The organism is Leisingera sp. CC-HEC096, from assembly GCF_059429235.1.
Genome location: NZ_JCAIJS010000001.1, coordinates 721,048 through 743,802, shown reverse-complemented (window position 1 = coordinate 743,802; position 22,755 = coordinate 721,048). Strand labels below are relative to the sequence as shown.

At 65.1% G+C, this 22,755-nt stretch carries 27 protein-coding genes; 3 read left to right on the top strand and 24 right to left on the bottom strand.

The features are described from left to right. Positions 1-17: 17 nt before the first annotated feature. The 17 genes from AC5STI_RS03760 to fabF form a co-directional block, all read right to left on the bottom strand. Positions 18-677, bottom strand: a complete 660-nt coding sequence (locus tag AC5STI_RS03760; protein WP_495445635.1) for an RcGTA-type gene transfer agent tail tape measure protein — start codon at positions 675-677, stop codon at positions 18-20. Next, complete coding sequence (locus tag AC5STI_RS03755) at positions 670-885, bottom strand: rcc01693 family protein (protein ID WP_475051814.1); 216 nt, start codon at positions 883-885, stop codon at positions 670-672. The genes AC5STI_RS03760 and AC5STI_RS03755 overlap by 8 nt, the downstream gene beginning before the upstream one ends. Continuing rightward, the gene (locus tag AC5STI_RS03750; RefSeq protein WP_495445634.1) at positions 882-1,202 is read right to left on the bottom strand and encodes a gene transfer agent family protein; all 321 of its coding nucleotides are present in this window, start codon (positions 1,200-1,202) and stop codon (positions 882-884) included. The genes AC5STI_RS03755 and AC5STI_RS03750 overlap by 4 nt, the downstream gene beginning before the upstream one ends. Positions 1,203-1,204: 2 nt before the next feature. Continuing rightward, positions 1,205-1,618 (bottom strand): phage major tail protein, TP901-1 family, encoded by a 414-nt coding sequence (locus tag AC5STI_RS03745; protein WP_495445633.1) that lies wholly within the window; start codon positions 1,616-1,618, stop codon positions 1,205-1,207. 46 nt (positions 1,619-1,664) lie between these two features. After that, complete coding sequence (locus AC5STI_RS03740; protein ID WP_475051808.1) at positions 1,665-2,072, bottom strand: DUF3168 domain-containing protein; 408 nt, start codon at positions 2,070-2,072, stop codon at positions 1,665-1,667. Next, on the bottom strand, positions 2,069-2,401 hold the full coding sequence (locus AC5STI_RS03735; RefSeq protein ID WP_495445632.1) for a head-tail adaptor protein: 333 nt from the start codon (positions 2,399-2,401) through the stop codon (positions 2,069-2,071). Before AC5STI_RS03735 ends, AC5STI_RS03740 begins: the two co-directional genes overlap by 4 nt. Further along, complete coding sequence (locus tag AC5STI_RS03730) at positions 2,398-2,997, bottom strand: head-tail connector protein (RefSeq protein WP_495445631.1); 600 nt, start codon at positions 2,995-2,997, stop codon at positions 2,398-2,400. The genes AC5STI_RS03735 and AC5STI_RS03730 overlap by 4 nt, the downstream gene beginning before the upstream one ends. 179 nt (positions 2,998-3,176) lie before the next feature. Then, positions 3,177-4,358 (bottom strand): phage major capsid protein, encoded by a 1,182-nt coding sequence (locus AC5STI_RS03725; RefSeq protein WP_495445630.1) that lies wholly within the window; start codon positions 4,356-4,358, stop codon positions 3,177-3,179. Further along, entirely contained in the window at positions 4,355-4,924 is a 570-nt protein-coding gene (locus tag AC5STI_RS03720; RefSeq protein ID WP_495445629.1) for an HK97 family phage prohead protease, read from the bottom strand. Before AC5STI_RS03720 ends, AC5STI_RS03725 begins: the two co-directional genes overlap by 4 nt. Positions 4,925-4,950: 26 nt before the next feature. Further along, complete coding sequence (locus AC5STI_RS03715) at positions 4,951-5,175, bottom strand: GTA head formation protein, RCAP_rcc01685 family (RefSeq protein WP_475051796.1); 225 nt, start codon at positions 5,173-5,175, stop codon at positions 4,951-4,953. Then, positions 5,168-6,397, bottom strand: a complete 1,230-nt coding sequence (locus tag AC5STI_RS03710) for a phage portal protein (protein ID WP_495445628.1) — start codon at positions 6,395-6,397, stop codon at positions 5,168-5,170. Before AC5STI_RS03710 ends, AC5STI_RS03715 begins: the two co-directional genes overlap by 8 nt. A gap of 282 nt (positions 6,398-6,679) precedes the next feature. Beyond that, complete coding sequence (locus AC5STI_RS03705; protein ID WP_495445627.1) at positions 6,680-7,966, bottom strand: DNA-packaging protein; 1,287 nt, start codon at positions 7,964-7,966, stop codon at positions 6,680-6,682. Further along, complete coding sequence (locus AC5STI_RS03700; RefSeq protein WP_495445626.1) at positions 7,959-8,327, bottom strand: recombinase; 369 nt, start codon at positions 8,325-8,327, stop codon at positions 7,959-7,961. The genes AC5STI_RS03705 and AC5STI_RS03700 overlap by 8 nt, the downstream gene beginning before the upstream one ends. A 241-nt stretch (positions 8,328-8,568) precedes the next feature. Further along, the gene (locus AC5STI_RS03695; protein ID WP_495445625.1) at positions 8,569-9,345 is read right to left on the bottom strand and encodes a VOC family protein; all 777 of its coding nucleotides are present in this window, start codon (positions 9,343-9,345) and stop codon (positions 8,569-8,571) included. 4 nt (positions 9,346-9,349) lie between these two features. Continuing rightward, positions 9,350-10,432, bottom strand: a complete 1,083-nt coding sequence (gene rsgA, locus AC5STI_RS03690; RefSeq protein ID WP_495445624.1) for a ribosome small subunit-dependent GTPase A — start codon at positions 10,430-10,432, stop codon at positions 9,350-9,352. A 364-nt stretch (positions 10,433-10,796) separates the two neighbouring features. Beyond that, positions 10,797-11,954, bottom strand: coding sequence for an endolytic transglycosylase MltG (mltG, locus tag AC5STI_RS03685; protein WP_475051787.1), 1,158 nt, complete (start codon positions 11,952-11,954; stop codon positions 10,797-10,799). Then, the gene (gene fabF / locus AC5STI_RS03680; protein ID WP_495445623.1) at positions 11,954-13,219 is read right to left on the bottom strand and encodes a beta-ketoacyl-ACP synthase II; all 1,266 of its coding nucleotides are present in this window, start codon (positions 13,217-13,219) and stop codon (positions 11,954-11,956) included. The genes mltG and fabF overlap by 1 nt, the downstream gene beginning before the upstream one ends. A gap of 484 nt (positions 13,220-13,703) precedes the next feature. On the opposite strand from fabF, the gene AC5STI_RS03675 reads away from it, so the two are divergent. Then, on the top strand, positions 13,704-14,591 hold the full coding sequence (locus tag AC5STI_RS03675) for a PilZ domain-containing protein (RefSeq protein ID WP_495445622.1): 888 nt from the start codon (positions 13,704-13,706) through the stop codon (positions 14,589-14,591). A gap of 364 nt (positions 14,592-14,955) precedes the next feature. Then, on the top strand, positions 14,956-15,738 hold the full coding sequence (locus tag AC5STI_RS03670; protein ID WP_495445621.1) for a PilZ domain-containing protein: 783 nt from the start codon (positions 14,956-14,958) through the stop codon (positions 15,736-15,738). Positions 15,739-15,847: 109 nt separating this feature from the next. Here the strand turns inward: AC5STI_RS03670 and AC5STI_RS03665 are convergent, their stop codons facing one another. The 4 genes from AC5STI_RS03665 to fabD all read right to left on the bottom strand — a co-directional run bounded on the left by AC5STI_RS03665 (position 15,848) and on the right by fabD (position 19,225). Next, positions 15,848-16,591 carry a 1-(5-phosphoribosyl)-5-[(5-phosphoribosylamino)methylideneamino]imidazole-4-carboxamide isomerase gene (locus AC5STI_RS03665; RefSeq protein ID WP_495445620.1) on the bottom strand — a complete coding sequence of 248 codons (744 nt, stop codon included), beginning with the start codon at positions 16,589-16,591 and terminating at the stop codon, positions 15,848-15,850. Between the two features lie 256 nt (positions 16,592-16,847). Next, positions 16,848-17,081, bottom strand: a complete 234-nt coding sequence (locus tag AC5STI_RS03660; protein ID WP_005982462.1) for an acyl carrier protein — start codon at positions 17,079-17,081, stop codon at positions 16,848-16,850. Positions 17,082-17,498: 417 nt separating this feature from the next. Next, entirely contained in the window at positions 17,499-18,236 is a 738-nt protein-coding gene (gene fabG, locus AC5STI_RS03655) for a 3-oxoacyl-ACP reductase FabG (RefSeq protein ID WP_495445619.1), read from the bottom strand. A gap of 56 nt (positions 18,237-18,292) precedes the next feature. Continuing rightward, positions 18,293-19,225 carry an ACP S-malonyltransferase gene (gene fabD, locus AC5STI_RS03650; protein ID WP_495445618.1) on the bottom strand — a complete coding sequence of 311 codons (933 nt, stop codon included), beginning with the start codon at positions 19,223-19,225 and terminating at the stop codon, positions 18,293-18,295. Positions 19,226-19,403: 178 nt separating this feature from the next. On the opposite strand from fabD, the gene AC5STI_RS03645 reads away from it, so the two are divergent. Continuing rightward, entirely contained in the window at positions 19,404-20,645 is a 1,242-nt protein-coding gene (locus AC5STI_RS03645; protein ID WP_495445617.1) for a cytochrome b/b6 domain-containing protein, read from the top strand. 197 nt (positions 20,646-20,842) lie between these two features. Here AC5STI_RS03645 and AC5STI_RS03640 read toward each other — a convergent pair whose 3' ends face one another. The 3 genes from AC5STI_RS03640 to AC5STI_RS03630 all read right to left on the bottom strand — a co-directional run bounded on the left by AC5STI_RS03640 (position 20,843) and on the right by AC5STI_RS03630 (position 22,622). After that, the gene (locus tag AC5STI_RS03640) at positions 20,843-21,181 is read right to left on the bottom strand and encodes a hypothetical protein (RefSeq protein ID WP_495445616.1); all 339 of its coding nucleotides are present in this window, start codon (positions 21,179-21,181) and stop codon (positions 20,843-20,845) included. A gap of 173 nt (positions 21,182-21,354) precedes the next feature. Continuing rightward, positions 21,355-21,933, bottom strand: coding sequence for a YceI family protein (locus AC5STI_RS03635; RefSeq protein ID WP_490397562.1), 579 nt, complete (start codon positions 21,931-21,933; stop codon positions 21,355-21,357). 155 nt (positions 21,934-22,088) lie between these two features. Beyond that, positions 22,089-22,622 (bottom strand): hypothetical protein, encoded by a 534-nt coding sequence (locus AC5STI_RS03630; protein WP_475051766.1) that lies wholly within the window; start codon positions 22,620-22,622, stop codon positions 22,089-22,091. Between the last annotated feature and the right edge of the window lie 133 nt (positions 22,623-22,755).

Here is a 22,755-nt window from a genome sequence, read left to right as displayed (position 1 = left end):
GGTGTTATCCTCCGTCCTTAACGGTTGCGCCCGCCGCGGGACAGCGCGCGGGACAGCTGCGCCGCGATCTGGCTGCGGCTGCGTTCAAAGCCTTTGACGTCCGGTGTGGAGACATTCATCACCACATTGACCGCGCCGCCGCCCTGGCTGCGCACGCCAAGCGCGCCATCCGCGCCGCGGGTGAGCGGCAGGATCGCCTCCGGCCCGGCCTCGCCCATAAGCCCGGTGGCGCCGCGCATCGGGAATGTTGTCGGGCTGGTCACGATCCCGCCCTTGGCGAACGGCATCACCTTGCCCTGGCTGAAGGCCGCGCCATCGGCAAAGGGCAGCATGCCGCCGATCAGCGAGGTGAGCCCGTCGGTCATCATCCCGCTGATGTGATTGGTCACCGGTTTCATCGCCGCGTTATAGGTGGTGCGGACCATGCTGCGCGCCAGCGTGTCCATCGCTTCCGACAGGCTGTCCCCGTCAAAGGTCAGCCCCTCAAAAGCACGCCGCAAGCCTTTGGAAAGACTTCGGTCCAGGATCTGAGCATCGCGGCCGGTTTCGGAAAAACCCTCTTTGACCCGCCCCAGCACGTCTGCAAAGGCAGCGGCCATACCAGAGGCACCGTCCAGCGCTTCGCCCAAAGCCTCGCCCTGCAGTTCCAGTTCGGCCATCGCGGATGAGTCAGTCATCTGTCGTCTCCTTGTTCTTCGGCGGCGCGAAGTCCGGGAAGTCCCGCATGAGCGCCGCCAACCGGTCGCGCTGCATCGGCTGCGGTGCGGCGGCCTCGCCCAGCATCAGCCGCAGCTCTGCCGGCGTCAGCTGCCAGAAATCACGCGGCAGCAGTTTCAGCCCCGCCATCCCGGCGCGCATCAGGGCGGGCCAGTCGAGCCCGGTCATGCACTGTCCGGGACAGCAAAGCTGCGCACCAGGAGTTCCGCTGCTACCTTGGCGGCCTGCATCGGGCCGCCGGTGATGGTGGCAGACGCCAGGTCCTCGCGGCTCAGATCATGCCCGCCGCCCTGCAGCCCGGCCGCCAGCAGCGCCAGCACGTCGCGGGCAGAAAACCGGCCCTGTTCGAACCGCTGCACCAGGTCCACCAGCGTGCCTTCTTCCAGTGCGGCCTCCAGCCCCGCCAGCGCACCAAGGGTCAACTTCAGCGCGTAAGGGGTTCCATTCACGAGCAATTCCGCCTCGCCTGCGTGCGGGTTCACCATCATCAGACCGCCGCAAAGCTGAGCTCGCCGGCGCTGGCGAGCGACAGCTCATAGGTGGCCTCGCCATTGTGGCTGCCCGCGTATTCAAGTGCTGTCACCTGGAACGGACCCTGCACGATGCCGAAGTCGGGGATGATCACCTGAAACGCCGGCGTCAGCCCGTCAAAGAACAGCTGCCGGGCGCGTTCGTCCGTCGCCTCGTCCCTGAAGATGCCGGAGCCGGAAATGCTGGCGGAGCGCACGCCGGCCCCCGCCAGCAATTCACGCCAGCCGCCCTGGCTTTCAAGGCTGGTCACATCGACGCTTTCGGCGTTGAAGCTGATGCGGGTGGCACGCAGGCCGGCGATGGTTTCAAACAGGCCTGCGCCGTTCATGTCCACTTTGACCAAAAGGTCCTTGCCGTTTTGAACTGTCATGGGGATTCTCCATTTATTTCAACTGGTTTCACGAAAGTTCCGAGGTTCAAACGTCATCCACCCGCGCCCGGAAACGCAGGGTGATCTGCCTGCCGCCGGTCGTCAGCCGCTCAGCTTTGGCCCGGTCGAACCACAGGCCGGTGAGCTGGCCGCGCGGCAGCGGCACCGCGGCGCCGACCAAGGCGTCGCAGACCGCGGCGGCGGCGGATTTAGCGGTGGCGAAACCGGCGGTGTCGGTGGTGACGGTGACAAAAAACCGGTGCTCAGCCCCGCCCGCGGTCTTGTCGGAGCGGTCCAGCACCTCTTCGCTGCCAAGCGCCACATAGGTCTGCGGCAAGGGGCCTGCGGGGATGGCGTCATAGATCGCGCTGCCGACCAGCGCAGTTAGTCCTGCGTCCCCGGTCAGATGGGTGTAAACGGCGGATTGCAGCCCGCCTGCGATGGCATAGGTCATCCGCTCACCTCCTCTACCGCGAAACATGTGAGGTAGCGGGCGTCCGGGCCGCTTTCCGCAACCGCATCAATGCGGTAGAGGCGATTGCTGTCACGGAAGCGCTGGTCGGGCCGCGGTCGAGATGCAAAGCCATCAGGGGATGCACGCAAGGTAATCCGGTATTTTTGCAAGGACAGATTGCCGCCGGCCAAGCGGCCTGAGAGAGACTTCACCTCGGCCCAAAGGGTGCCAAGCGCCACCCAGGTCTCGGTAAAGCCGCCGGCGCCGTCAGGGGCGCGCTGAGGGTCTTCCAGCACCAGCTTGCGGGTCAGGTTCGGGGGCTGTTTCATGCCAGGCCTCCTAGTGTCAGCCGCAGGCTGCGGTAGCGTTCAATCAGGCTGGTGACGCCAAAGGGCATGCAGCCGCCGTGCAGGCCGGTGTCGGCCCGGTATTCGTAGTAATGCGCGGCCAGCAGCATCACCGCCTGGGCCAGATCCGCGGGCAAGCCGCCCCAATCCGCGGCCATGCCGGCCTGCAAGGTGATCCGTGCCAGACCGCCCGTGGGAATCGCGGGCAGCAGGCTGCCGGTGGGACAAAGGCGCGGGCGCTGGCTGTCGCGTTCCAGCCGGTAAAGCGCTGCGTTCAGAACCGTCTCCGCGCCGCTCGCATCGCGGATCGCAACCTCGCTCACCGACTGCACCGGGGCGAGCGGCAGAACCATTTGCGCACGATCGCGCCAGTGGCGGATCTCCAGCTCAAAATCACGGGTAATCAGTGCCTTGCCGGTCCTTCCTTCTATCGCGGCCAGGGCGGCGCGCAGGAAGCCAAACAGCACCTCGTCCTGCAGGCTGTCCTCGCCAAAGCCGGTGCCCAGGCGCAGATGCGCCTTGAAGGGGGCCAGCGGCAGGGCGGCCTCGGGCACGGGGGTCACTTCGCTCAGCATCATCATCTCACTCCTGCGGGCCTCCCCCTTGCCGGCCCTGATCTGCTGTCCGTTTCCAAGGTTCGGCCGGCACGCACCGGTCCCTGCCGCTCGGACGGAGGGGGAGCAGCTAGACGGCAGGAAAATATGGGGTGCGTGCCAGCCGGCGGACCGGGCTGCCGGTCCGCCATCAGCGCGGAGCGTTAGCTCGCGCCGAATTTCATCAGCTTGATGGCGGCAAAGTCGCTGACGTCGCCGCCGACGCGCTTGGTCGCGTAGAACAGCACATGCGGTTTGGCGCTGAAGGGGTCGCGCAGGACGCGCAGGTCCGGGCGTTCGGCGATGGTGTAGCCGGCGCGGAAGTCGCCAAAGGCAATCGGGTAGCTGTTGGAGGTCGGGTCCGGCATGTCTTCTGCAATCAGCACCGGGTAACCCATAAGGCGCGCGGGCTCACCAGCGGCGAGACCGTCAGACCACAGGAAGCGGCCGTCAGCGTCCTTCAACTTCCTGAGCATACCCGCGGTTTTGGAGTTCATGATGAACGTCGCATTGGCGCGGTATTCCGCCCCCAGCGCATAGACCAGGTCGATGATCGCGTCGCCATTGCCGACCTCACCATCCACGCCGGTTGCCTTGTAGCCGATGTTGCCCCAGGTCCAGCTGTCGTTGTCCGTGACCGGGTAGTTGAGAAAGCCCGTGGGCTTGTCGATGCCGTCGCCGTTGATGAAGGCATCGGCCTCGGACCGCGCGAATTTGCCGGCGATGCGGCCGGCCAGCCAGCCCTCGATATCAAAGGCGCTGTCATCGAGCAGCCGCTGCGACGCCTTGGGCAAAGCGCTCAGCTCATGCAGCGGGATGGAGATGCGGTCGATGCTGCCAGTTGAGGTTTCCGCCGACGGGCCGGTTTCATTGGCCCAGCCGGCGCCCATTTCGCTGTGGTCGATCAGCACGTCATAGGACGTTGCCTCCACATGCACCACAGAGGCCACGGCGCGGATCGAGGCGGAAGCGTTCAACACCGCCTTGACGGTGTCGGAGGTCTGCGGGTCGACCAGATAGCCGCCGTCGCTGCCCACGGCGGTGGACATGGATTTCCCTTCCAGTTCGAGGCCGCGCAGGCCGTCGTCGTCGCCGCTGCGCAGGTAGGCGTTGAACGCCTTCTGGTGCGGCGCGCCCGCGTCCTGACTGGCTGCCAGATGGGGGCGGTTCTGAGAGATTGTCTTACGGTCCAGCATGTTCACTCGCTCTTCTGCCTGTTTCAGCCTTGATTGCACGTCGTCCTGAAACCCCTTGAATTCATGAAGAAAGCCCGTGATGGCCTGTTTCACTTCATGCGCCAGGGGCGCTGCGTCCCCGGATTGGGCCGGGAGGTCTTGGTTGCTCATGATGGGTGTCCTGTTTTGAGGTCGCGGGTGATCTGGCGCAGGCCGGCGGCCAATGCGCGGAGGGTCTCTTCCTCGGCGTCCAAGGCGGAAGATTTCCCCGCCACCCGCGCCGCGGGCAGCATCGGGAAAGTGACCAGCGACACCTCCCACAGCTCCACCTGGGTCAGGCGGCGGGTGCCGTCCTGGGCGCGGGTGGCTTTCTGGGTGCGGTAGCCGATGGAGAGGCCGTCAATCGCGCCCGCCTCGATCAGCGCGGCCGCCTCGGCGCCCTTGGGCGTGGCGGTGAGGATCCGGCCTTTGACGTACAGACCGCGCTTGTCCTCGCGCACCTCATCCCAGACGCCGATGGGCTGGGCCGGGTCGTGCTGCCACAGCATCTTGACCGTGCGGCCCTGATCCCGGAGCGCCTTGAGCGAGGCTGCATAAGCGCCGCGCATAACCACATCGCCGCCCTGGTCGGTCTGGCCGAACAGGCTGGCGTAGCCCTTGATTTCTGTTGCGTCCTTCAGCGAGAGATCCTCGCCGAAGCGCGCGAATTTATGTTCAAGCTGGGGTGTTCCCTGCATGATATCTGCCTCGCAAGTTATTGGAGTTACGGCAATTGCACCGCCAGAAAGGATTGGAAGGCCTGCGCCAGGATCACCGCGGCGACGCCGTAGACCGTGAGCCAGAGGCGTTTCTCCAGCCGCTCCATCATCTGCTCGATCCGGTCGAGGCGGCGGTTCACGGCCTCGTTCTGGATCTGGGCAACCCGCTCATGGGCGGACAGGCGCAATCCCGGTGAACAATCGAATGCGTGTATCGGGTGCTCAGTCATCCTGTCCGCCCTCCGCCTGCGGCGCGGCCGGGGCTTCTGCGGGCAACCCCAGCAGCTGCCGCTTTTCCGCGGGTGTGAGGAAATCCGCGGAAGCGACCCGCCGCCATTGCGCCTCGCGCTCTGCCGCCAGTGCGGGCAGCTGGTCGAGATCGGGCTTCAGGGTCAGTTCCTCGCCGGTCCAGCCTGCAAGCCAGCCGGACAGCGCGGCGTTCACCTTGGCCGCCAGGGGCAGCACGGTCAGCCGGTAGAAGGCGCGGTTGGCCTCCTGATAGTTGGCATAGGTCGCATCGCCGGGGATGCCGATCAGCATTGGCGGCACCCCGAAGGCCAGCGCGATTTCGCGGGCGGCGGTGTCCTTGGTCTTCTGGAACTCCATGTCGGAGGGCGAAAAGCCCATCGGCTTCCAGTCCAATCCGCCCTCCAGCACCATCGGGCGGCCGGCATTCTGTGCGCCCTGGAAATTTGATTGAATCTCCTCACTTAGATGGCGGAATTGATCTTCCGACATCTGGCCCTGGCCGTCGGAGCCGGTCCAGACCAGCGCGCCGGAGGGGCGGGCTGCGTTGTCCAAAAGCGCCTTGGACCAGCGGGAGGCGGCGTTGTGGACGTCTATCGCCATCGCCGCCGATTGCAGGGCTGACAGGCCATAGTGATCGTCCTGCGGGTGGAAGGTCTTGATATGGCAGACCGGCGGCTGGCCGGGCTCGTTGGCGAAGCGGTGCTTGCGCCCGCCGGCCACATAATCGAAGGCTGCCGGCCAGCCATCCGGACCGGGCACCACGTTCATCCGGTCGGAGCGCAGCATATGCAGCTCTGCGGGGGTTGCGTCCTCAGCCGCGACCATCTCGATATAGGCGTTGCCGGACAGCAGCAGGTGGCCGTAGAGCGCCTCCAAGAGCTCCGCCTGGGTCTGGGCCGGGTTGGGACGCGCCAGCAGCGCCAGCCAGGGATGGGTGTCATAGCGCTGGCGGCTGTCCTGAAGCACCAGCGGCACGGCGGCGGCGGCCTCGGCAATCAGGCGGATCACCCTGTGCGTGACCGGGTTGCCGGCAAAGCCGCTGCGGGTCAGGGAGACGGTGTCGCGCGGGCTCCAGGCGATGCGCCCCGAGTTGTGCCAGGAGACCACGCGGGCGGTCTGGCTGGCCTTCTGTTCCAGGCCCGGATTTTTGGGGCCGGGTTTCCGGGGGTCCGGCGTTTTACGCCGCAACAGGTCAAAGACCATGGTCCGCTCCTCAGCTTGTTCCTGTCCGGCGCTGAACCCCTTGGGGCTGGTGCGCCTTTGCTGAGGATCATTAGTGGCAGAAAGAGCTGAAGATCCGGGAAGCGGTGCGTACGGAGGGGGCGCAACACCATACCTCAACCGTCTGATTAAAAACAAAAACCGCCCGTTGCGCAGAGGGCGGCTTGCGGAGGTCACGAAGGGCCGCGCCGGTCCGCGAGCGGGCGGAAAGCGCCCGCCCTTGGGGGCGGACGGGCGCTGCCCGGCCTGCGGCCAGGCTGTAGCTTACAACACCCTCACTTGCGGCCTGCGCAGGTTTGCGGCGGGCTGGATGATCAGCTCATGCAAGGCCCAGACCAGCGCATCGACCCGGTCGGGAGAGCCGCTGCCGCGGTAGCCCTGCGGGGTCATCTGGCACATCTGGTCCTCCAGCTCTCCCAATCCGGGCAGGTGAGACACCCGGCCCTGTTCGTAGAGGGCGGCAACCGGTTCGGCGCGGGCGGATTTGCCCTTGCGCGCGTGCAAGGCCCGGAACGGCACCAGCGGGTCGGCCTGGCGCAGGACGGTTTCCACCAGAGCGCCGCCCTGGTTGACCTCTGCCACCACCCGTTCAGCGCCAAACCTGTCGCGGGCGGCAATCACCGCCTGCGCCCAGGCCAGGGGGCCAGCCCCCTGCACGGTGCAATCTGCCAGCACGTAGGCCTGCCACTCCTGCGGCGGGCCGTGGGTGATCGCGCCCGCCACCAAGATGCCGCAGGCGTCGGAGTCCTTGCCGGCGCTCACCGCCGGGTCGACGGCGACCACCACCCGGTCCAATGGCGGTGCCTCAGACACCTGCGCGTCCACCAGCGCCGCTGTCGTCCAGAGCGCGCCCTGGATGTCCGACAGCATCACCCCGTCAAGCTCCTGCCGGCCCAGGCGGGTGCCTGCATAGCGCGCCCGCACCTCGGCCAGAAAGGAGGGCGCGAGATTGGCGCGGTTGGCCTCTGTCGGGGCATGGGTGGTGACGGTGCTGGGTGAGGCCAAGAGCCGTTTCAGCACGGGCGCGTTGCGGGGCGTGGTGGTGACGCAGACGCGCGGGTCCTGGCCCAGCCGCAGGGCGAATTGCAGCATGTCCCAGCTGTCCTGCCCCTTGCGCCACTTGGCCAGCTCATCCGCCCAGGCAGCGTCGAACTGGGGGCCGCGCAGGGCTTCGGGGTCGTGGGCAGAGAACGCCTGCGCTTCGGCGCCGTTGGGCCAAGTGAGCTTGCGCTCCGAGGCTTTCCACTTGGGCCGCCGGTCGGGTGGCGAACAGGCCAGGATGCCGCTGTCGCCGTGGATCATCACGTCGCGCACCTGGTCATAGGTCTCTGCCACCAGCGCGATGCGCCGGGCGGTTCCGGGGTCATGCGGGCACGGACCCTCGGCCAGCGAGCGGACCCATTCGGCCCCTGCCCGCGTCTTGCCCGCGCCGCGGCCGCCCAGGATCACCCAGGCACGCCAGTCTCCCGGCGGCGGGCGCTGGTGGTCCAGCGCCCAGATATCAAAGAGATGCGGCAGCGCGCAGAGCGTTTTGCGGTCCAGCTCATCCAAGAAGAAGCTCAGGAGCGATGGCGGCACGCAGGCAAGCAAGTCCGCGCTCGACAGCTGCGCGCGCCGCGACGAGATCGAGCTCGTGCTCGGATTTGAGCATACGGGTGAATTCGGTGCTTTGTTCTGCAATGACTTTCTCCACTTTCTGGCAATCCCGGATCAGGCCTTCAAGCTTGCTGATCTGCGCCTTGGCGCCGGTAACTTCATCGGCGCCGGCGGTTTCGAGCTGCTCCCGGAGCTCTTCCGCCTCGTTCCGCAGACGGTGAATGCTGTCCTGCAGCGAACGCAGGAGATCGGCGGTGTAATGCACCTGCCGGGTCAGAACGGCGGCGCCGTCCTGGTCTGGTTTGTTGTCTGTCATGGGTTGCTCTGCCTCATGCGTTATTGTCCGCACGAGAGAAAGACAGGACGGCCACCGGTGGAGGGATCCGGGGCCGTCCTTGTTTCTTCCAGCTGCGCCACAACCTATACGCGATTACATCGTAAAAGTCAAGGGTTATGCGGCGGGGTGCGTACGGCGTGCCCGCAACGCCCCGCCCGCAAGGAACCGACGGAGGCGCGCCGCAGCGGCAGGCTGCCACAGAATAGCGGCAGCCCTGGGGTCACGTGGACGGGCTGGCCGGCTCTTCGCACAGCATGGCCAGGGCACCGCCGGGATCGCGCAGGATTAAGCTGTGGGCCGCGCCGCGGCCCACTGCGCCGCGGTCCAAGAGGCACGCCCCATTGGCCTCTGCAACGCGCTGCGCATCCGCCAGCGCGGCGATCCGGATGCTTGGCACCCAGATAGCCTGCGCGCCTGTCCCCAAGTCCGCCGGTTGCACGACTGCGGTCAAGCCGCCCGTGGGCCCGGTGATGGCAAGGCCGCCTTGCCCTTGTGTCCGGGGGCCGGCAGCCTGCCACCCCAGAACCTCCCTGTAGAATGCCCCGGGAAAGGCGCCGGTGCCCGACAGGTAGACTTCGGGTCCGAACTGCCGGCGCGGCACAGGAAAGCTGTGGCGCGACAGAGAGACCCCGATCAGCGCGCCCTCCGGGTCACGGATGACCGCGTTGCGCCCGACGCCTGGAACTTCGAAGGGGTGCCTGACGATACCGCCGCCATGCACCTCCGCCTGGTCCAGCGCGGCGTCCACATCGGGGACCTCGACATAGGCGAGCCAGCCCTCTGCCAGACCGCGCGGCGCCGGTAGAATACCAGCGCCAGCCTCATCGCCGGATAGGGCGAGAATGAAATCCTTTTCGCCGCCGCCCCACGCGAAGTCCGTGGCGTGTTCGGTCACATAGCTCCAGCCCGCGACGCTCTTGTAGAACGCCATCGCGCGGTCCGTGTCCGGCGTGAACAGGTCGTGCCAGACGACCTGGCCGGTTTTTGACTTGCTCATCGGTTCACCTCCGGCTCTCTTTCAGTTTCTTAACGCCGCGCACCATCTTTCCAAAAGCCTTGTCCTTGGACCTGCGTTCGGCAAGGCTGGCTGAATTGAAGGCGTTTTCGGCCTTGAGCTTGCGCCAACGGGCAAGCCGGGAGGCGTCGATTTCGCCCTGTTCAATGGCTTGCGCCACCGCGCAGCCCGGTTCCGTGTCGTGCTTGCAGTCTTTGAACCGGCATCCAAGCGACAACTGCTGGATATCAGCGAACACGTCATCAATCCCGGCATCCGCATCGGTAAGCTGCAGTTCCCGCATACCGGGAGTATCGAGGATCATGCAGCCATTTGGCATGGAATGGAGCTCGCGGCGCGTCGTGGTGTGCCGGCCCTTGGAGTCGTCTTCACGGATCCCTTGCGTTTCAATCGACTGGCTGTTCAACAGCGCGTTGGCAAGGGTGGACTTGCCGACGCCCGATGACCCCAGGAACGCAACCGTCTTCCCCGGCTTGCACCAGGGCGCCAGCGCGCTTCGGGGCTCGAATCCGCGAGCGTCGAGCGTTACGACTTCAACCGTTTGCGAAATGGCCCGGGCCGCATCTCTGTAGTCCTGCGGGTCCGCAAGCAGGTCGGCCTTGGTCAAAACTATGACCGGCGTGATCTGCGCCTCAAATGCCAGGGCGATGTAACGTTCGAGCCGCGGCACGTTGAAATCCTGGTTGCAGGACGAAACGATAAAGGCCGTGTCGATGTTAGCGGCGATGAGCTGCTCGAACCGGCCGGTGCCGGGCGCGCGCCGCTTGATCAGGCTGATGCGATCCAGAACCTGGCTGGACTGCGGCCGTTCGCGATCCAGCAACAGCCAGTCGCCGACCGTAACATCCTGCCGGGGCGGAAGCGTGGTTTCGATGCTGTCACCGAGAACATGCAGCGCATTGCGATGCACCTGGACGACGCGGACCGGCGGTGTTGCGCGCAGGTCTTCAACGCTGATCTGCTGGGAAAAAAACGGCTGCCAGCCTAAGGCCTGAAGCGGCGTCATGCGGTCGTTTGATCCGCCGTCACGGCGGCTGTTCGGAAGAAATTGGGAGTAGTCCCGTACCATTGCGGGTAAACTTTCATGTCTGGGCTGCGGGCGGGGCCCGGCCGGAAAAGTAAGGAAAAGATGCAAGGCGTCATTCACCGGCCGCACTTAGCGGTGGTGTTTTCCGTGACGGGTCTTGCGCTGGGAGGCTTGCTGCCTCCCCTCCTTACCGGGACATGAAATCTCCATTTATCCTGAACATCATTTAGGAGGACGCCTGGGCGGATGCAACTGCAATCGAGCGAAGGCGTGATTTGCGATGGCGGCAATGGAGCTGGCTGGTTCGGCACCGGAACGGCCGCGCCTGGCCGCGCTGTTGCGTATGGGTTCAACAAAAAAGGGCGCCGTCCGGCGCCCTTTCCTACCCGATCCAGCCTCGCAGCACTCAGTTGTTCTGCTGCTGCTGGGCTTCAATCTCGCGCCATTTGGCGACGTTCCTGTTGTGCTCGTCCAGCGTCTCGGCAAAGGCGTGGCCGCCGGTGCCGTCGGCGACGAAGAACACATAGTCCGTGGTCTCCGGGTTCACCGCCGCCTCAAGGCTCGCAAGCCCCGGGTTGGCGATGGGCGTGGGCGGCAGGCCCTCGATCACATAGGTGTTCCAGGGGGTGGGCTTGCGCAGCTCGCTCTGGCGCAGGCCGCGGCCCAGGATGCCTTCGCCCTTGGTGACGCCATAGATCACCGTCGGGTCGGTCTGCAGGCGCATGCCGCGGTTCAGGCGGTTGGTGAAGACCGAGGCGACCACACCGCGCTCGGAGGCGACGCCGGTTTCCTTCTCGATGATCGAGGCGAGGATCAGCATCTCCTCGGGCGTCTTGACGGCAGCGTCGTCTGCACGGCTTTCCCAAGCGGCGTTGATGCGCAGCGTCTGGCGCTCCTGCATCTCGGCCAGCACGGCGGCGCGTTCAGTGCCTGGGGTGACCTCATAGCTGTCGGGCGCCAGCAGGCCTTCGGCCGGACGCTCGCCCGGGTCACCGTCCAGCACGTCCATCGCCTTCAGCGCCTCAACCACCTGCCAGCTGGTCACGCCTTCGGCCAGCGCGATGCGGTAGCGGGTGTCAGCGTCCTGGCGGGTCTCGGTGTATTCCGCAGGCACCTCATCCACGCCAAGGACGAATTCCGCCTTCTCCTCGAATTTGTTCGTGGCCGGATCCAGCTCGCGCACCTCAGCCTGGGTGCGGGTCACGCCGATGCGGTAAACAATCTCGGTGCCGCAGGTGGAGGCGCCGGAATGGGTGATCTCATCGACGATGCGTTCCATCGACGACCCCGGCTCCACCAGGAAGCTGCCGGCCTTCAGCTGGCCGGTCTTCTCGCTGTACTTCGCGCCGAGACGGAAGATGGTGCCGGAGGAAACTGCCCCCTGCTCTTCCAGGTCGCGGCTGACGCGGGCCATGTTGGAGCCGCGCTCCACCCGGAGGCAGATGGCGGTGTCCAATGGACCTTCAGCGGTATACTGCGACTGACCCCACAGGATGAGGCCGCCCAGCAGGAACAGGGCGGCGATCAGGACCGTCAGCATATTAGAGGCGAGGCTGCGCCACATCAGTCAGGTTTCCCGAAGATCACCGATGCGTTGGTGCCGCCAAAGCCGAAGGAGTTCGACAGCGCCACTTTGATTTCCCGCTCACGCTTGGCGTTGGGGGCCAGGTCGACCGGGGTTTCAACCGCGGGGTTGTCCAGGTTGATGGTCGGCGGTGCCACCTGGTCGCGGATCGCCAGGATCGAAAAGATCGCCTCGATCGCGCCGGCCGCGCCCAAGAGGTGGCCGGTGGCGGATTTGGTCGACGACATGGTGACATTGCCAGCATGGTTGCCCAGCAGCCGTTCCACCGCGCCCAGTTCAATGGTGTCGGCCATGGTCGAGGTGCCGTGCGCGTTGATATAGTCCACCGCCGACGGCTCCAGGCCCGCATTGTTCAGGGCCGCGCGCATCGAACGCTCGCCGCCTTCGCCATCCTCGGACGGTGCGGTGATGTGATAGGCGTCGCCGGACAGGCCATACCCCAGCACCTCGGCATAAATCTTGGCGCCGCGGGCCTTGGCGTGCTCGTAGTCTTCCAGCACCACGATGCCGGCACCCTCGCCCATGACAAAGCCGTCACGGTCGGCATCATAGGGACGCGAGGCTTTCTTGGGGTCGTCGGCGTATTTGGTCGACAGCGCCTTGCAGGCGTTGAAGCCCGCGATGCCGATTTCGCAGATTGCCGCCTCGGCGCCGCCTGCGATCATCACGTCGGCGTCGCCCGATTTGATCAGCCGGGCCGCGTCGCCGATTGCATGGGCGCCGGTCGAGCAGGCGGTCACGACGGAATGGTTCGGACCCTTGAAGCCGAAACGGATCGACACCTGGCCGGAGATCAGGTTGATCAGCGCGCCGGGGATAAAGAACGGCGACACCCGGCGGGGGCCTTTTTCCTTGATCATCACGGCAGTGTCGGCAATCGACGACAGGCCGCCGATACCGGAGCCGATCATCACGCCGGTGCGCAGGCGGCTTTCCTCGTCCTCGGGCGTCCAGCCGGCGTCGCGCACGGCCATGTCGGCGGCGGCGATGCCATAGAGGATGAAATCATCAATTTTCTTCTGGTCTTTCTTGGCAACCCAGTCATCCGGGTTGAACGTGCCGCCGCTGCCATCGCCGCGCGGAACCTCGCAGGCATAGGTCGTGGTCACGCCGCTTGCTTCGGCGTCAAACTGGGTGATGGGGCCCGCGCCCGACTGGCCGTCCAGCAACCGGGTCCAGCTTTCCTCGACTCCGCTGGCCAGAGGGGTAACCAGGCCCAGACCGGTGACAACTACTCGACGCATTCCTTGCTCTCCTTTGCCTCGGCAATCCGTCTGTCCAAATAGCTTGGAATGCCCGGCAGGTGCAAGAGCGGGTGCGGCCGCGGATTCCCTTGCGGAAGTCCGTTTTTTATGCAGAGATGCCGAAACGGGAATGGCTGATTAACTATTCTCTCATAGGTTGCTCGTATACCGATCAATAGAACTTGGCATCCGTCCTCAAGGATTGCCACAGCGGGCTGGAGCTCTGGGCCTTTTTGTCTCCAGCCCGCATTTTTTTCCGGTGCTTGCAGCCCCCCGTTTTCGCGGCAAGCGGCCTTGGGCGAAGCGGGAAAAACAGTCCTCCCCCTTGTTCGTCTTCACGCGTTTGGCTGCTGTCCGCACGGCGGTGTGCGCCTTGGCTGCGGCTGCTGCAAGGTTTTCTTCCGCTGCGGCCGCTGCGTTAACCGGGCATTCGCTTCTTTAGGGCATTCTTCTGTTCTCGAAGGATTTGAGGAACGACCCCGCCATGCGCCAATGGCTCTCCATAGCTGCTACCCTGCTGGTGATCGGCCTGCTCCCCGGGCATGCAAGCGCCAGTTGTGCCGTGCACCGCGACCTGTCGGATCTGCACCGGGCCAGCAAGGGATTTCTGTCTTATCTCAGTACCGGCCAGGGCGCCTACAGCGTGCAGCATCTGCGCAGCTGGATCAGCGCAAATCCGCCGGCACCGCTGCGGCAGCGGATGAGGGCCGTGGGAATTCAAACCGTTGAGGCCGGAACGATGGAGCTGTTGAAGCAGCAAACCGTCGTCCTGCAGATTCTTGCAACCCAGGGCCGCGCTGCCGCCTTTGAAACCGCCCGCCACATGGGTCTCCAAGATCTGGCGGCGGAATTCGGCACGCAAGTCGAGGCCCTGCCCTGCGATCAGGTCAAGGACGACGGTTACGGCAGTAAGCTGGTTGCGGTGAATGCAGCGGACGCGCGCCAGCGCCAGCAGATCATCAATGCTGCCATTGCCTGGGTGTCCTTCCTGGTGCTGGGCGGAAGCGTTCTGTATTTCCTCGACCGGATCGGCATCCGCAAGATCCGCCGCACCAAGCGTTACCCCTGTTCGGTGCCTTGCGTGCTGCAGGCGGGCGGGCGAACGGTGCCTGCCCATCTGGTCGACCTCAGCCGGGCCGGCGCCAAAGTGCGCCCTGACGCGGCTTGCGAGATTCCGGGCCGGGTGACCCTCGCCTTCGGCGGCTATACCGTGGACTCGAATGTGCGCTGGCAGACGGCTGATTACTTCGGAGTGAAGTTCTCCAAGGATTTCAACTTCCTCCAGCTGCACCGGCTGCTGGAAGCCTTCCCGATGGAGGATGAGGACGGCAGACCACGGGCCGCACGGATGCCGCCCGGCCTCGGAATCTAGCTTATGGCTCCCCGCGGCAGCGCCTTAAGCTCCGCCGGATAGCCACTTCCGCTGTCCCTGGCCTTTCTGGCCGCCCCGCAGACACACGGCGGTCCGGCCGCACGTCCGCCCCCCGTCTGCCAGACCTGCGAAGCGCTGCTGAGATTTAACGGAGATTTGCTGCGTCCGCTTGCCGTGCGTTAAGGCCGCCAAGTTAGACCTTGGGGTGATCTGTGCACAGTTTCGCGAGTCCCCCGGCATGGTTTTCAAGCCTTTTGTTCTTTCCGCCGCCGCAGCCCTGACCCTTGCCGCAGCCGGACCGGCGGCAGCCGCAACACCGTCGCCTTCCCGCGCCACATGCGAGCTTTTGTCGGACCTTGTGTTCATGCAGCATCAGATGCGCGAGTATCACCAGGTGCTTCGGACCGGAAAGGGCAGCGGCGAGGCGCAAAGACTGCGCAATTGGCTGGCTGACCATCCGCAAGTGGATCTTCGCATCCGGCTGCGCCGGGCCGGGATGCATCGCTATGAGCGGCTCACTCTGAACCTGATCACCCGTTACAAGGGCCTATTGGAGATCCACCGCAGGCACGGCCCCGAAGCGGCGGCGGCAAATGCCAAGCGCCGCCGCACCGCTGCGCTGCTGGAAACCTATGCCGCGCGCATCGTTCCCCTGCCCTGCAACTATGTGCCGCCGCAGGACACCGAAGGCGTTTCGCTGAGCGGCATCGGGAAACTGAAACAACTTCCGCAGGAGGCGGTCATCGCAGGTTCCATGCTGACGCTGATTCTCGGTGCGGCAGCGGCGGTCCTGCTGGAGCGCCTGGCCCGGCGGCGCCTGCGGCTGTCCCGCCGCCACCCCTGCGCGTTGCCTTGCATCCTCAAAAGCGGAGATTTCCGCTTTGAGGCACGGATTGTCGATATCAGCCGGCTGGGGGCCAAGGTGCGTGTCGGGCTGGAGGACGACCAGCCCGAGCCTCTCATCGAAGGCGAAGTTGCGGCCGAGGCGGCCGGCCTCCTGCTGATAGAGGCCCACGCGACCTGGCAGAACAACGACTATGTCGGGATAAAGTTCAGTAAACGGCTGTCCCGCGGGCACCTTAAGAAGCTTCTCAAACTCAATGCCGCGCAGGTCAATGAGCCGGAGACAGCCGCCAGCTCAGCCTGACCGCGCCCCGTTTGGCTGGATCTGCGCGCCGGCCGCGATAAGCAAGCCGCCGCGCGGCTGCAGGCTGCCTGCGGGTGTTAGCCGCAGGCAGCAGCCCGATTGCTTGGGGTTACTGGAATTCCGCCACCGGTTCCGGCTCCGGCCGCGCAACGGCCAGCGCATCCTCGACCGACAGTGTCTTGCGGAACAGCGCCCGGCCCACCATCGCGCCGGCGATATTGTGAATGTACTTCAGCCGCGAGATATCATCGGCATTGCGCACCACGCCATTGGCAATCACCGGCAGCTTCACCGTGGACGCCAGGTGCGACATCAGCCCCATCTGCGCTTCCGTGTCGGCAACATCGGAGTCGATGTCGGTGATAATGATGCCGGCAAATGGCGCGCCCTCAAAGGCCTCCAGATAGGCTTCGGGGGTAAATGCGCCGGACTTGCGCCAGCCGTCGGTCATCACCTGGCCTTGCCAGATATCAACGGCAAGCACGATCTGGTCCGGATGGTGTTCCGCAAGCTCGCGCACCAGATGCGGGTCGCGGGCAGCCAGGGTGCCGATCACGATGCGGCCTGCACCCTTGTCGATCCAGCTCTCGACCTGCTCGCGCGATCGGATGCCGCCGCCCAGCTGCACCGGAATGCCGGCGCCGCGGATGATGTCGGTGACCAGGTCCTCGTTGCTGTAATCGCCCTCAATGGCGCTGAAGTCGGTCAGGTGCATCCATTCCGCCCCTGCGGCGGCAAAGCCCTTGGCGGTTTCCACCGGGTCCACGTGCCAGATCTGCGGCTCGTCCAGGCGGCCTTTTTCGAGGGTCACGCAGCGGCCGTTCTGAATCTCCATCGTGGGGTAAATCATCATAGTGCCAGTCTCCTCTGTGTTCTGCCTGTCGAGGAAAGCTTAGCACGGATCGCACCCGCCGTTACGCCGTATCCTGACCCTTTGTGGAACAATTGCGGCGTGCGCGCCCGGCTGTCTGGTAGCGCAAACAGGCAAGACGCCAGATTGCCGCAGCAGCAGATTCGGCAGGTGCCGGCCCTGCAGTGGAGCGGCAAAAGAAAACGGCGCCTTCCCCGCTGGGAAGACGCCGTTCTTTCCGGTCATCCGGAAGCGTTTATCAGGACGCTTCGGAGATGAACTTGACCGCGTCGCCGAAGGTCTGGATGGTTTCGGCTGCGTCGTCCGGGATCTCGATGCCGAACTCTTCTTCAAACGCCATCACCAGTTCCACGGTGTCCAGGCTGTCTGCGCCCAGATCATCGATGAAGGAGGCGTTTTCGGTGACCTTGTCTTCTTCAACACCCAGGTGCTCAACAACGATCTTTTTAACGCGATCTGCGACGTCGCTCATGTCTCTTCCTCGTAATTCAGGGCACTCTGCCCGGTTCTGCCCTTGCCCGTGCGGGCGGCGTGGTTATTGCCCGGAGCGGGCGGTGTGATCCCCGCGGGACGGGGACAGTGCGGCGTTTCCCTTAGGAAATACCTGCGGATATGGGCCGCCTATAGCATAGACCGCGGCCAAGGCAAACGGTTTCGCTTGGTAACGATTCCCGCGGCAGCCGGTATCGTGCGGGTATGAAGCCGTGCAGATGGCCCCGCAATCAAGTGGTTGCAAGAGTGTTAACGGGATTTTTTGGCAATTCCGCCGTTTTTCAACCGCTTGACGGCAACGGCAGGACTGGCTGCGCGGCGGGCTTGGCGTGATACGGCGTGAAAAAGCCCCGCAAACGGGCTGCGGGGCTTGGCAATTCAGCGGCTGGCACGGGGCTCAGATCATCGCCATGCCGCCATTCACATGCAGGGTTGTGCCGGTGACATAGCCGGCTTCCTGGCTGGCCAGGTACAGAACGGCAGAGGCGATTTCGTTCGAATCCCCCATGCGGCCCGCCGGAATCTGGCTCAGAATCGCGTCTTTCTGCGAGTCGTTCAGCTTGTCGGTCATCGCCGTGGCGATAAAGCCCGGGGCGACCGCATTGACGGTAATGCCGCGGTTGGCGACTTCATATGCCAGCGATTTGGACATGCCGACCATGCCTGCCTTGGAGGCGGCATAGTTGCCCTGACCCGGGTTGCCGGTTGCGCCCACGACCGAGGAGATGTTGATGATGCGGCCCCAGCGCGCTTTCATCATGCCGCGCAGAACGCCGCGGCACAGGCGCATGGTCGAGGTCAGGTTAACGTTCAGGACGCTTTCCCATTCCTCGTCTTTCATCCGCATGAACAGGTTGTCGCGGGTGATGCCAGCGTTGTTGACCAGGATATCGACCGAGCCCATTGCCTCGGCCGCCTGTTTCGGCAGCGCCTCGACCGCTTCGGCGTCAGAAAGGTTGCAGGGCAGCACATGGGCGCGCTCGCCCAGCTCTTCGGCCAGTGCCTTGAGCGGTTCCTCGCGGGTGCCCGACAGCGCCACGGTTGCGCCAGCCGCGTGCAGCGCGCGGGCGATGTCGCCGCCGATGCCGCCGGAGGCGCCGGTGACGAGGGCATTCTTGCCAGTCAGATCAAACATGTTTGTGTCCTTTGTATGCGGTCCCCGGCGCTGCATGGGCGCGCCGGGATATATTGTTACGCTTCAGCTGCGGCCTTGGCTTCCTCGGGGGTGCCGATCTGGCGGCTCGCCAGCGCGCGGTCGATCTTGCGGATCATGCCGGACAGCGCCTTGCCCGCGCCGATCTCCCAGAATTCGGTCACGCCCTTGGCGGCCATCGCCTGCACGCTTTCGCGCCAGCGCACAGAACCGGTCACCTGTTCCACCAGAAGCTGGCGGATCTCATCCGGGCTGGTCACAGCGTCGGCGCGCACATTGGCGATCAGCGGCACCGCCGGGGATTTGATTTCAACGCCGGCCAGCGCCTCGGCCATGGCGTCGGCGGCGGGCTGCATCAGGGCGCAATGGAAGGGGGCGGACACCGGCAGCATCACCGCGCGCTTGGCGCCCTTCTCCTTGGCGATCACGGCGGCGCGTTCAACGGCGGCCTTTGCGCCTGAGACCACCACCTGGGTGGGGTCGTTGTCGTTGGCAGCCTGACAGACTTCACCCTGCGCGGCTTCCTCAGCAACTGCGCGCACGGCGTCGAGGTCGAGGCCGAGGATCGCGGCCATCGCACCCTCGCCCACCGGCACGGCACTTTGCATTGCCCGGCCGCGGGTGCGCAGCAGGCGGGCGGTGTCTGTGACCGAGATCGCCCCGGCGGCGGCCAGAGCGGAGTATTCACCCAAGCTGTGGCCGGCCACAAAAGCGGCCTTCTCAATCGTCACGCCTTCGGCTTCGAGCGCGCGCATGGCGGCCATCGAAGTGGCCATCAGCGCCGGCTGGGCGTTCTGGGTGAGGGTCAGGGTTTCGATGTCGCCCTCCCAGATCAGCTGGCTCAGGCTTTCCCCCAGCGCTTCATCGACCTCGTCAAAGATGGCCTTGGCCGCCGGATAAGCATCGGCCAATGCCTTGCCCATCCCAATGGTCTGGGCACCCTGCCCGGGAAACACGAATGCGATCGTCATTGAAGACCTCGTCTGTTTTAGCGTTTGGCCTGATGTAACGGCCCTTGACGCAACGCACAAGCAAAGCTGCAGTTTGCGCACCGGCCCTGTGCGCGGATGAAGGGGGCGCGGATGTTGCGCGGGGCCGCGGTGTTGCTACCTTGAAGGCAGCCCCGACTGAAAAAGGACCCCAAGCCCCATGTCCGGCCAAAACACCTTTCAAAGCTATGGCAGCGTTGCCAAGACCTTTCACTGGCTGACGGCCCTGCTGATCTTCTCCGCCTTCCCGCTTGGCTATTTCGCCAATGAACTGGCGCATGAGATCCAGGGCCCGGCGTTTGACGGCAGCCAGGAGGTGATCGAGCGCGCCACGCTGCTGTTCTCGCTGCACAAGACCGTTGGGGTGGCGGTGTTCTTCACCGCGCTGCTGCGCATCCTGTGGGCGCTGAGCCAGCCCAAGCCGGGGCTGCTGCATCCGGACCGCAAGGCCGAGGCGCTGGCCGCGGAGATGGTGCACTGGCTGCTGTACGGCTCGCTGGTGGCGGTGCCGCTGACCGGCTGGATCCACCATGCCGCGACCACCGGTTTCGCCCCGATCTGGTGGCCGTTCGGGCAGACACTGCCGTTTGTGCCGCAGTCCGAGCCGCTGGCAGAGCTGACGGCGGGGCTGCACTGGGTGCTGGTCTGGACCCTGGCGGGCGCGCTGGGCCTGCATATTGCCGGTGCGCTGAAGCATCATGTGATCGACCGGGACGCCACCTTGCGCCGGATGCTGCCGGGCCGCGCCAGCCTGCCGCAGCCGCCCGCGCAGAGCCACAGCCTGCTGCCGCTGCTGGCCGCACTGCTGGTCTGGGCCGGCGCGCTGGGCGGCGGTGCAGCAATTGGCGTCTTTGGAAGCAAGCACGCCAGCGGAACCGCAACGCCGGTTGTGGCCACGGAACCGGGCGGCGGCGCTGCAGGCAGCTGGGCGGTGCAGTCGGGCACATTGGCGATCTCTGTCGTCCAGATGGGCAGCGCGGTCACCGGCAGTTTCGGCGAGTGGAATGCGGTGATCAATTTCGAGGAGCCGGCCGCCCCGGGACCGGCGGGCGATGTGGAGGTCACCATCGCCATCCCCTCGCTGGAACTGGGCTCGGTAACCGGTCAGGCGATGGGCGCCGATTACTTTGACAGCGCCAATTTCCCCACGGCCATGTTCCAGGCGGAGATCGAAAAGCTGGAGGAGGGCTACCAGGCCGAAGGCACCCTGACAATCAAGGACCAGACGGTGCCCGTCACCCTGCCCTTCAGCCTGGATCTGGAGGGAGACACTGGGAGGATGACCGGAGCCCTCAGCCTGAACCGGCTGGACTTTGGTATCGGCAAGAGCCTGCCGGACGAAAGCTCGCTGGGGTTTGCGGTGGACGTGACTGTGTCGCTAGAAGCCCAAAGGGTGCAGTGACACAGGAAGCGGCGCTCTCCCGCGCCCGCGGGTGCCCCGGCTGCGCCGGAACCCCCTGGCAGCCTTGGGCCCGGCGCCGCGCTGACGCGCGGCGCTTTGCCGTTCCGGTCGCCGCTCTGCCCGCGAGGTATCAAGCGCAGCTACTGGAGTGGTCCCGCTTTTGCAGGACCGTCAATTGCAGTTGCAGGGGCGTCAGCTTAGTGGCTGTGCCGGTAATAGCCGCCGTGGCGGGTGCGGTGGCGGTGGATGCCGCGGTTGTGATGCCGGTGCCGTTTGACATGATGGCGGCCGCCGTGGGGCTTGTAGTAGGTACGCGGGTAGTAATGCGTACGCGGCTGGTAGCTGTAGTTATACCCGTGGTGGCGGTGCTTTCGGTCATCCAGGCTTTTGACGATAAGGCCCAGGGCAATCAGCCCGGCAATGGCGCGGGCCGCATCATGGCCTGAATCATGGGCGGCGGCGGGCGCTGGGAAAGCCAGGTTGGCAGCGAGGGCCAATGCCGCACCGGCTGAAGCGATATAGCCTAAGCGGAACATGGGTGCCTCCTTTCCGATGTGGCCGGAGAGGCCGGCACCAGACTGCCGCAGGGCGGCGGAAAACGCCAGTGAACTCCGGTCACGCTTTGGGGAGGCCCGCAGCAGCAGGCACGAAAAAACCGCCAGCCCGGAGGGAGCTGGCGGCCAAAAGGTCTCAGGTCAGCGGATCAGGGTCAGCTGTCGGCCTTCATTGCCTCGATCGAAATCTTGATGTTGACCTCGTCGCTCACGAAGGGGGCGAACTGGCCAAGGTTGTAGTCGGAGCGCAGGACCTGGGTTGTTGCGTCAAAACCGGCCCAGGGCTTCTTGGCCATCGGGTGCTCACCTTTCTGGTTCAGCTTGGCATCCAGCACAACCGACTTGGTCACGCCGTTGAGGGTCAGATCGCCGGTGATCTTGGCGGTGTCCTCGCCGGTCACTTCGATGGCGGTGGAGGTGAAGCTGACGGTTTCATCCTCGGTGGCGTCGAAGAAATCCTTGGTCATGAAGTGGTCGAACCGCGCCTGCCAGCCGGTGAACATCATGCTGAGCGGCATGGTCACAGACACGCTGGAGGCCGCCGGGTCTTCCTGGTCGAACATGATTTCGCCCTCGAAGCCGGAGAACAGGCCATAGGTGGTCGAGTAGCCCAGGTGGTTGTAATCGAACAGAATCTGGCTGTGGCCGGGATCCAGGACGTATTTTTCGGGGGCGGCGGCAGCGCCAGTTGCAGTGGCAGCGGCCAGGGCGGCGGCAAGCAGGGTCTTCTTCATGGGAAAGGCTCCGTCTGAACAAATCTTGTGGCAACAGATGCGGCGAAAGTCTCCTGAAAAGGAAGCCGGCAAAAACCAACACTAGCTGTGAGCGGGCGAACACAAAACCCGGCTGCGGTGCAGCCGGGCCTGTCTCGCGAAAACGTGATGGGCTGTCAGGTCAGGAACCGCACCGCACCGCTGAACTGGTCGCGAAGCTGGCTGCGCATCGCAGCGGACCCGACCGGCAATTCGATCAGCAGGCTGCCATCCACCTCGTACATCTGCACCGAGGCCGCTGTCAGCCGAACCCCGCCCAGGCTTTCATAGCTGCGGCGCAGCACAGTGCAGGGGCGGCCCTGGCTGTCACGCTGCAGCACCCGCAACTCACGGCGCACCGGATCAAAGCACGCCTCGGGCCGGTTGCCGGGTTCATGCGCGGTCATCAGCACCAGCCCGGCAAGCAGAAAGGCCACGGAGATCCCCATCCGGATCAGGTTCATCTCCGGGTCCGCCCCGGCCCCGGGCACCAGCCACAGGCCGGTGGAGCCGAGGATCATAGCCGCCCCCAACAGCCGGAACAGAACCACACGCAGTTTCCAGTTTGCCTCCAGCCGCAGGCTCAGCGGCACCGCCCTGACTGCGGCACCAAACGCCGTGCCGCCAGAAGCCCTGGAAACCTCCGGCGGAGTTTGATCTGTTACTGCCATCCGACTGCCCTTTCTCAAGCTGCCCCTGCCGGCGCGGAGCCGGCATCACGGCTCCCCGACGCGTTAAGACTTCGTTAATGAGAGAAGACCGGCATTGAGGCAGCAATGCGGCGCGCTTGCGGTTTTGCAGCGG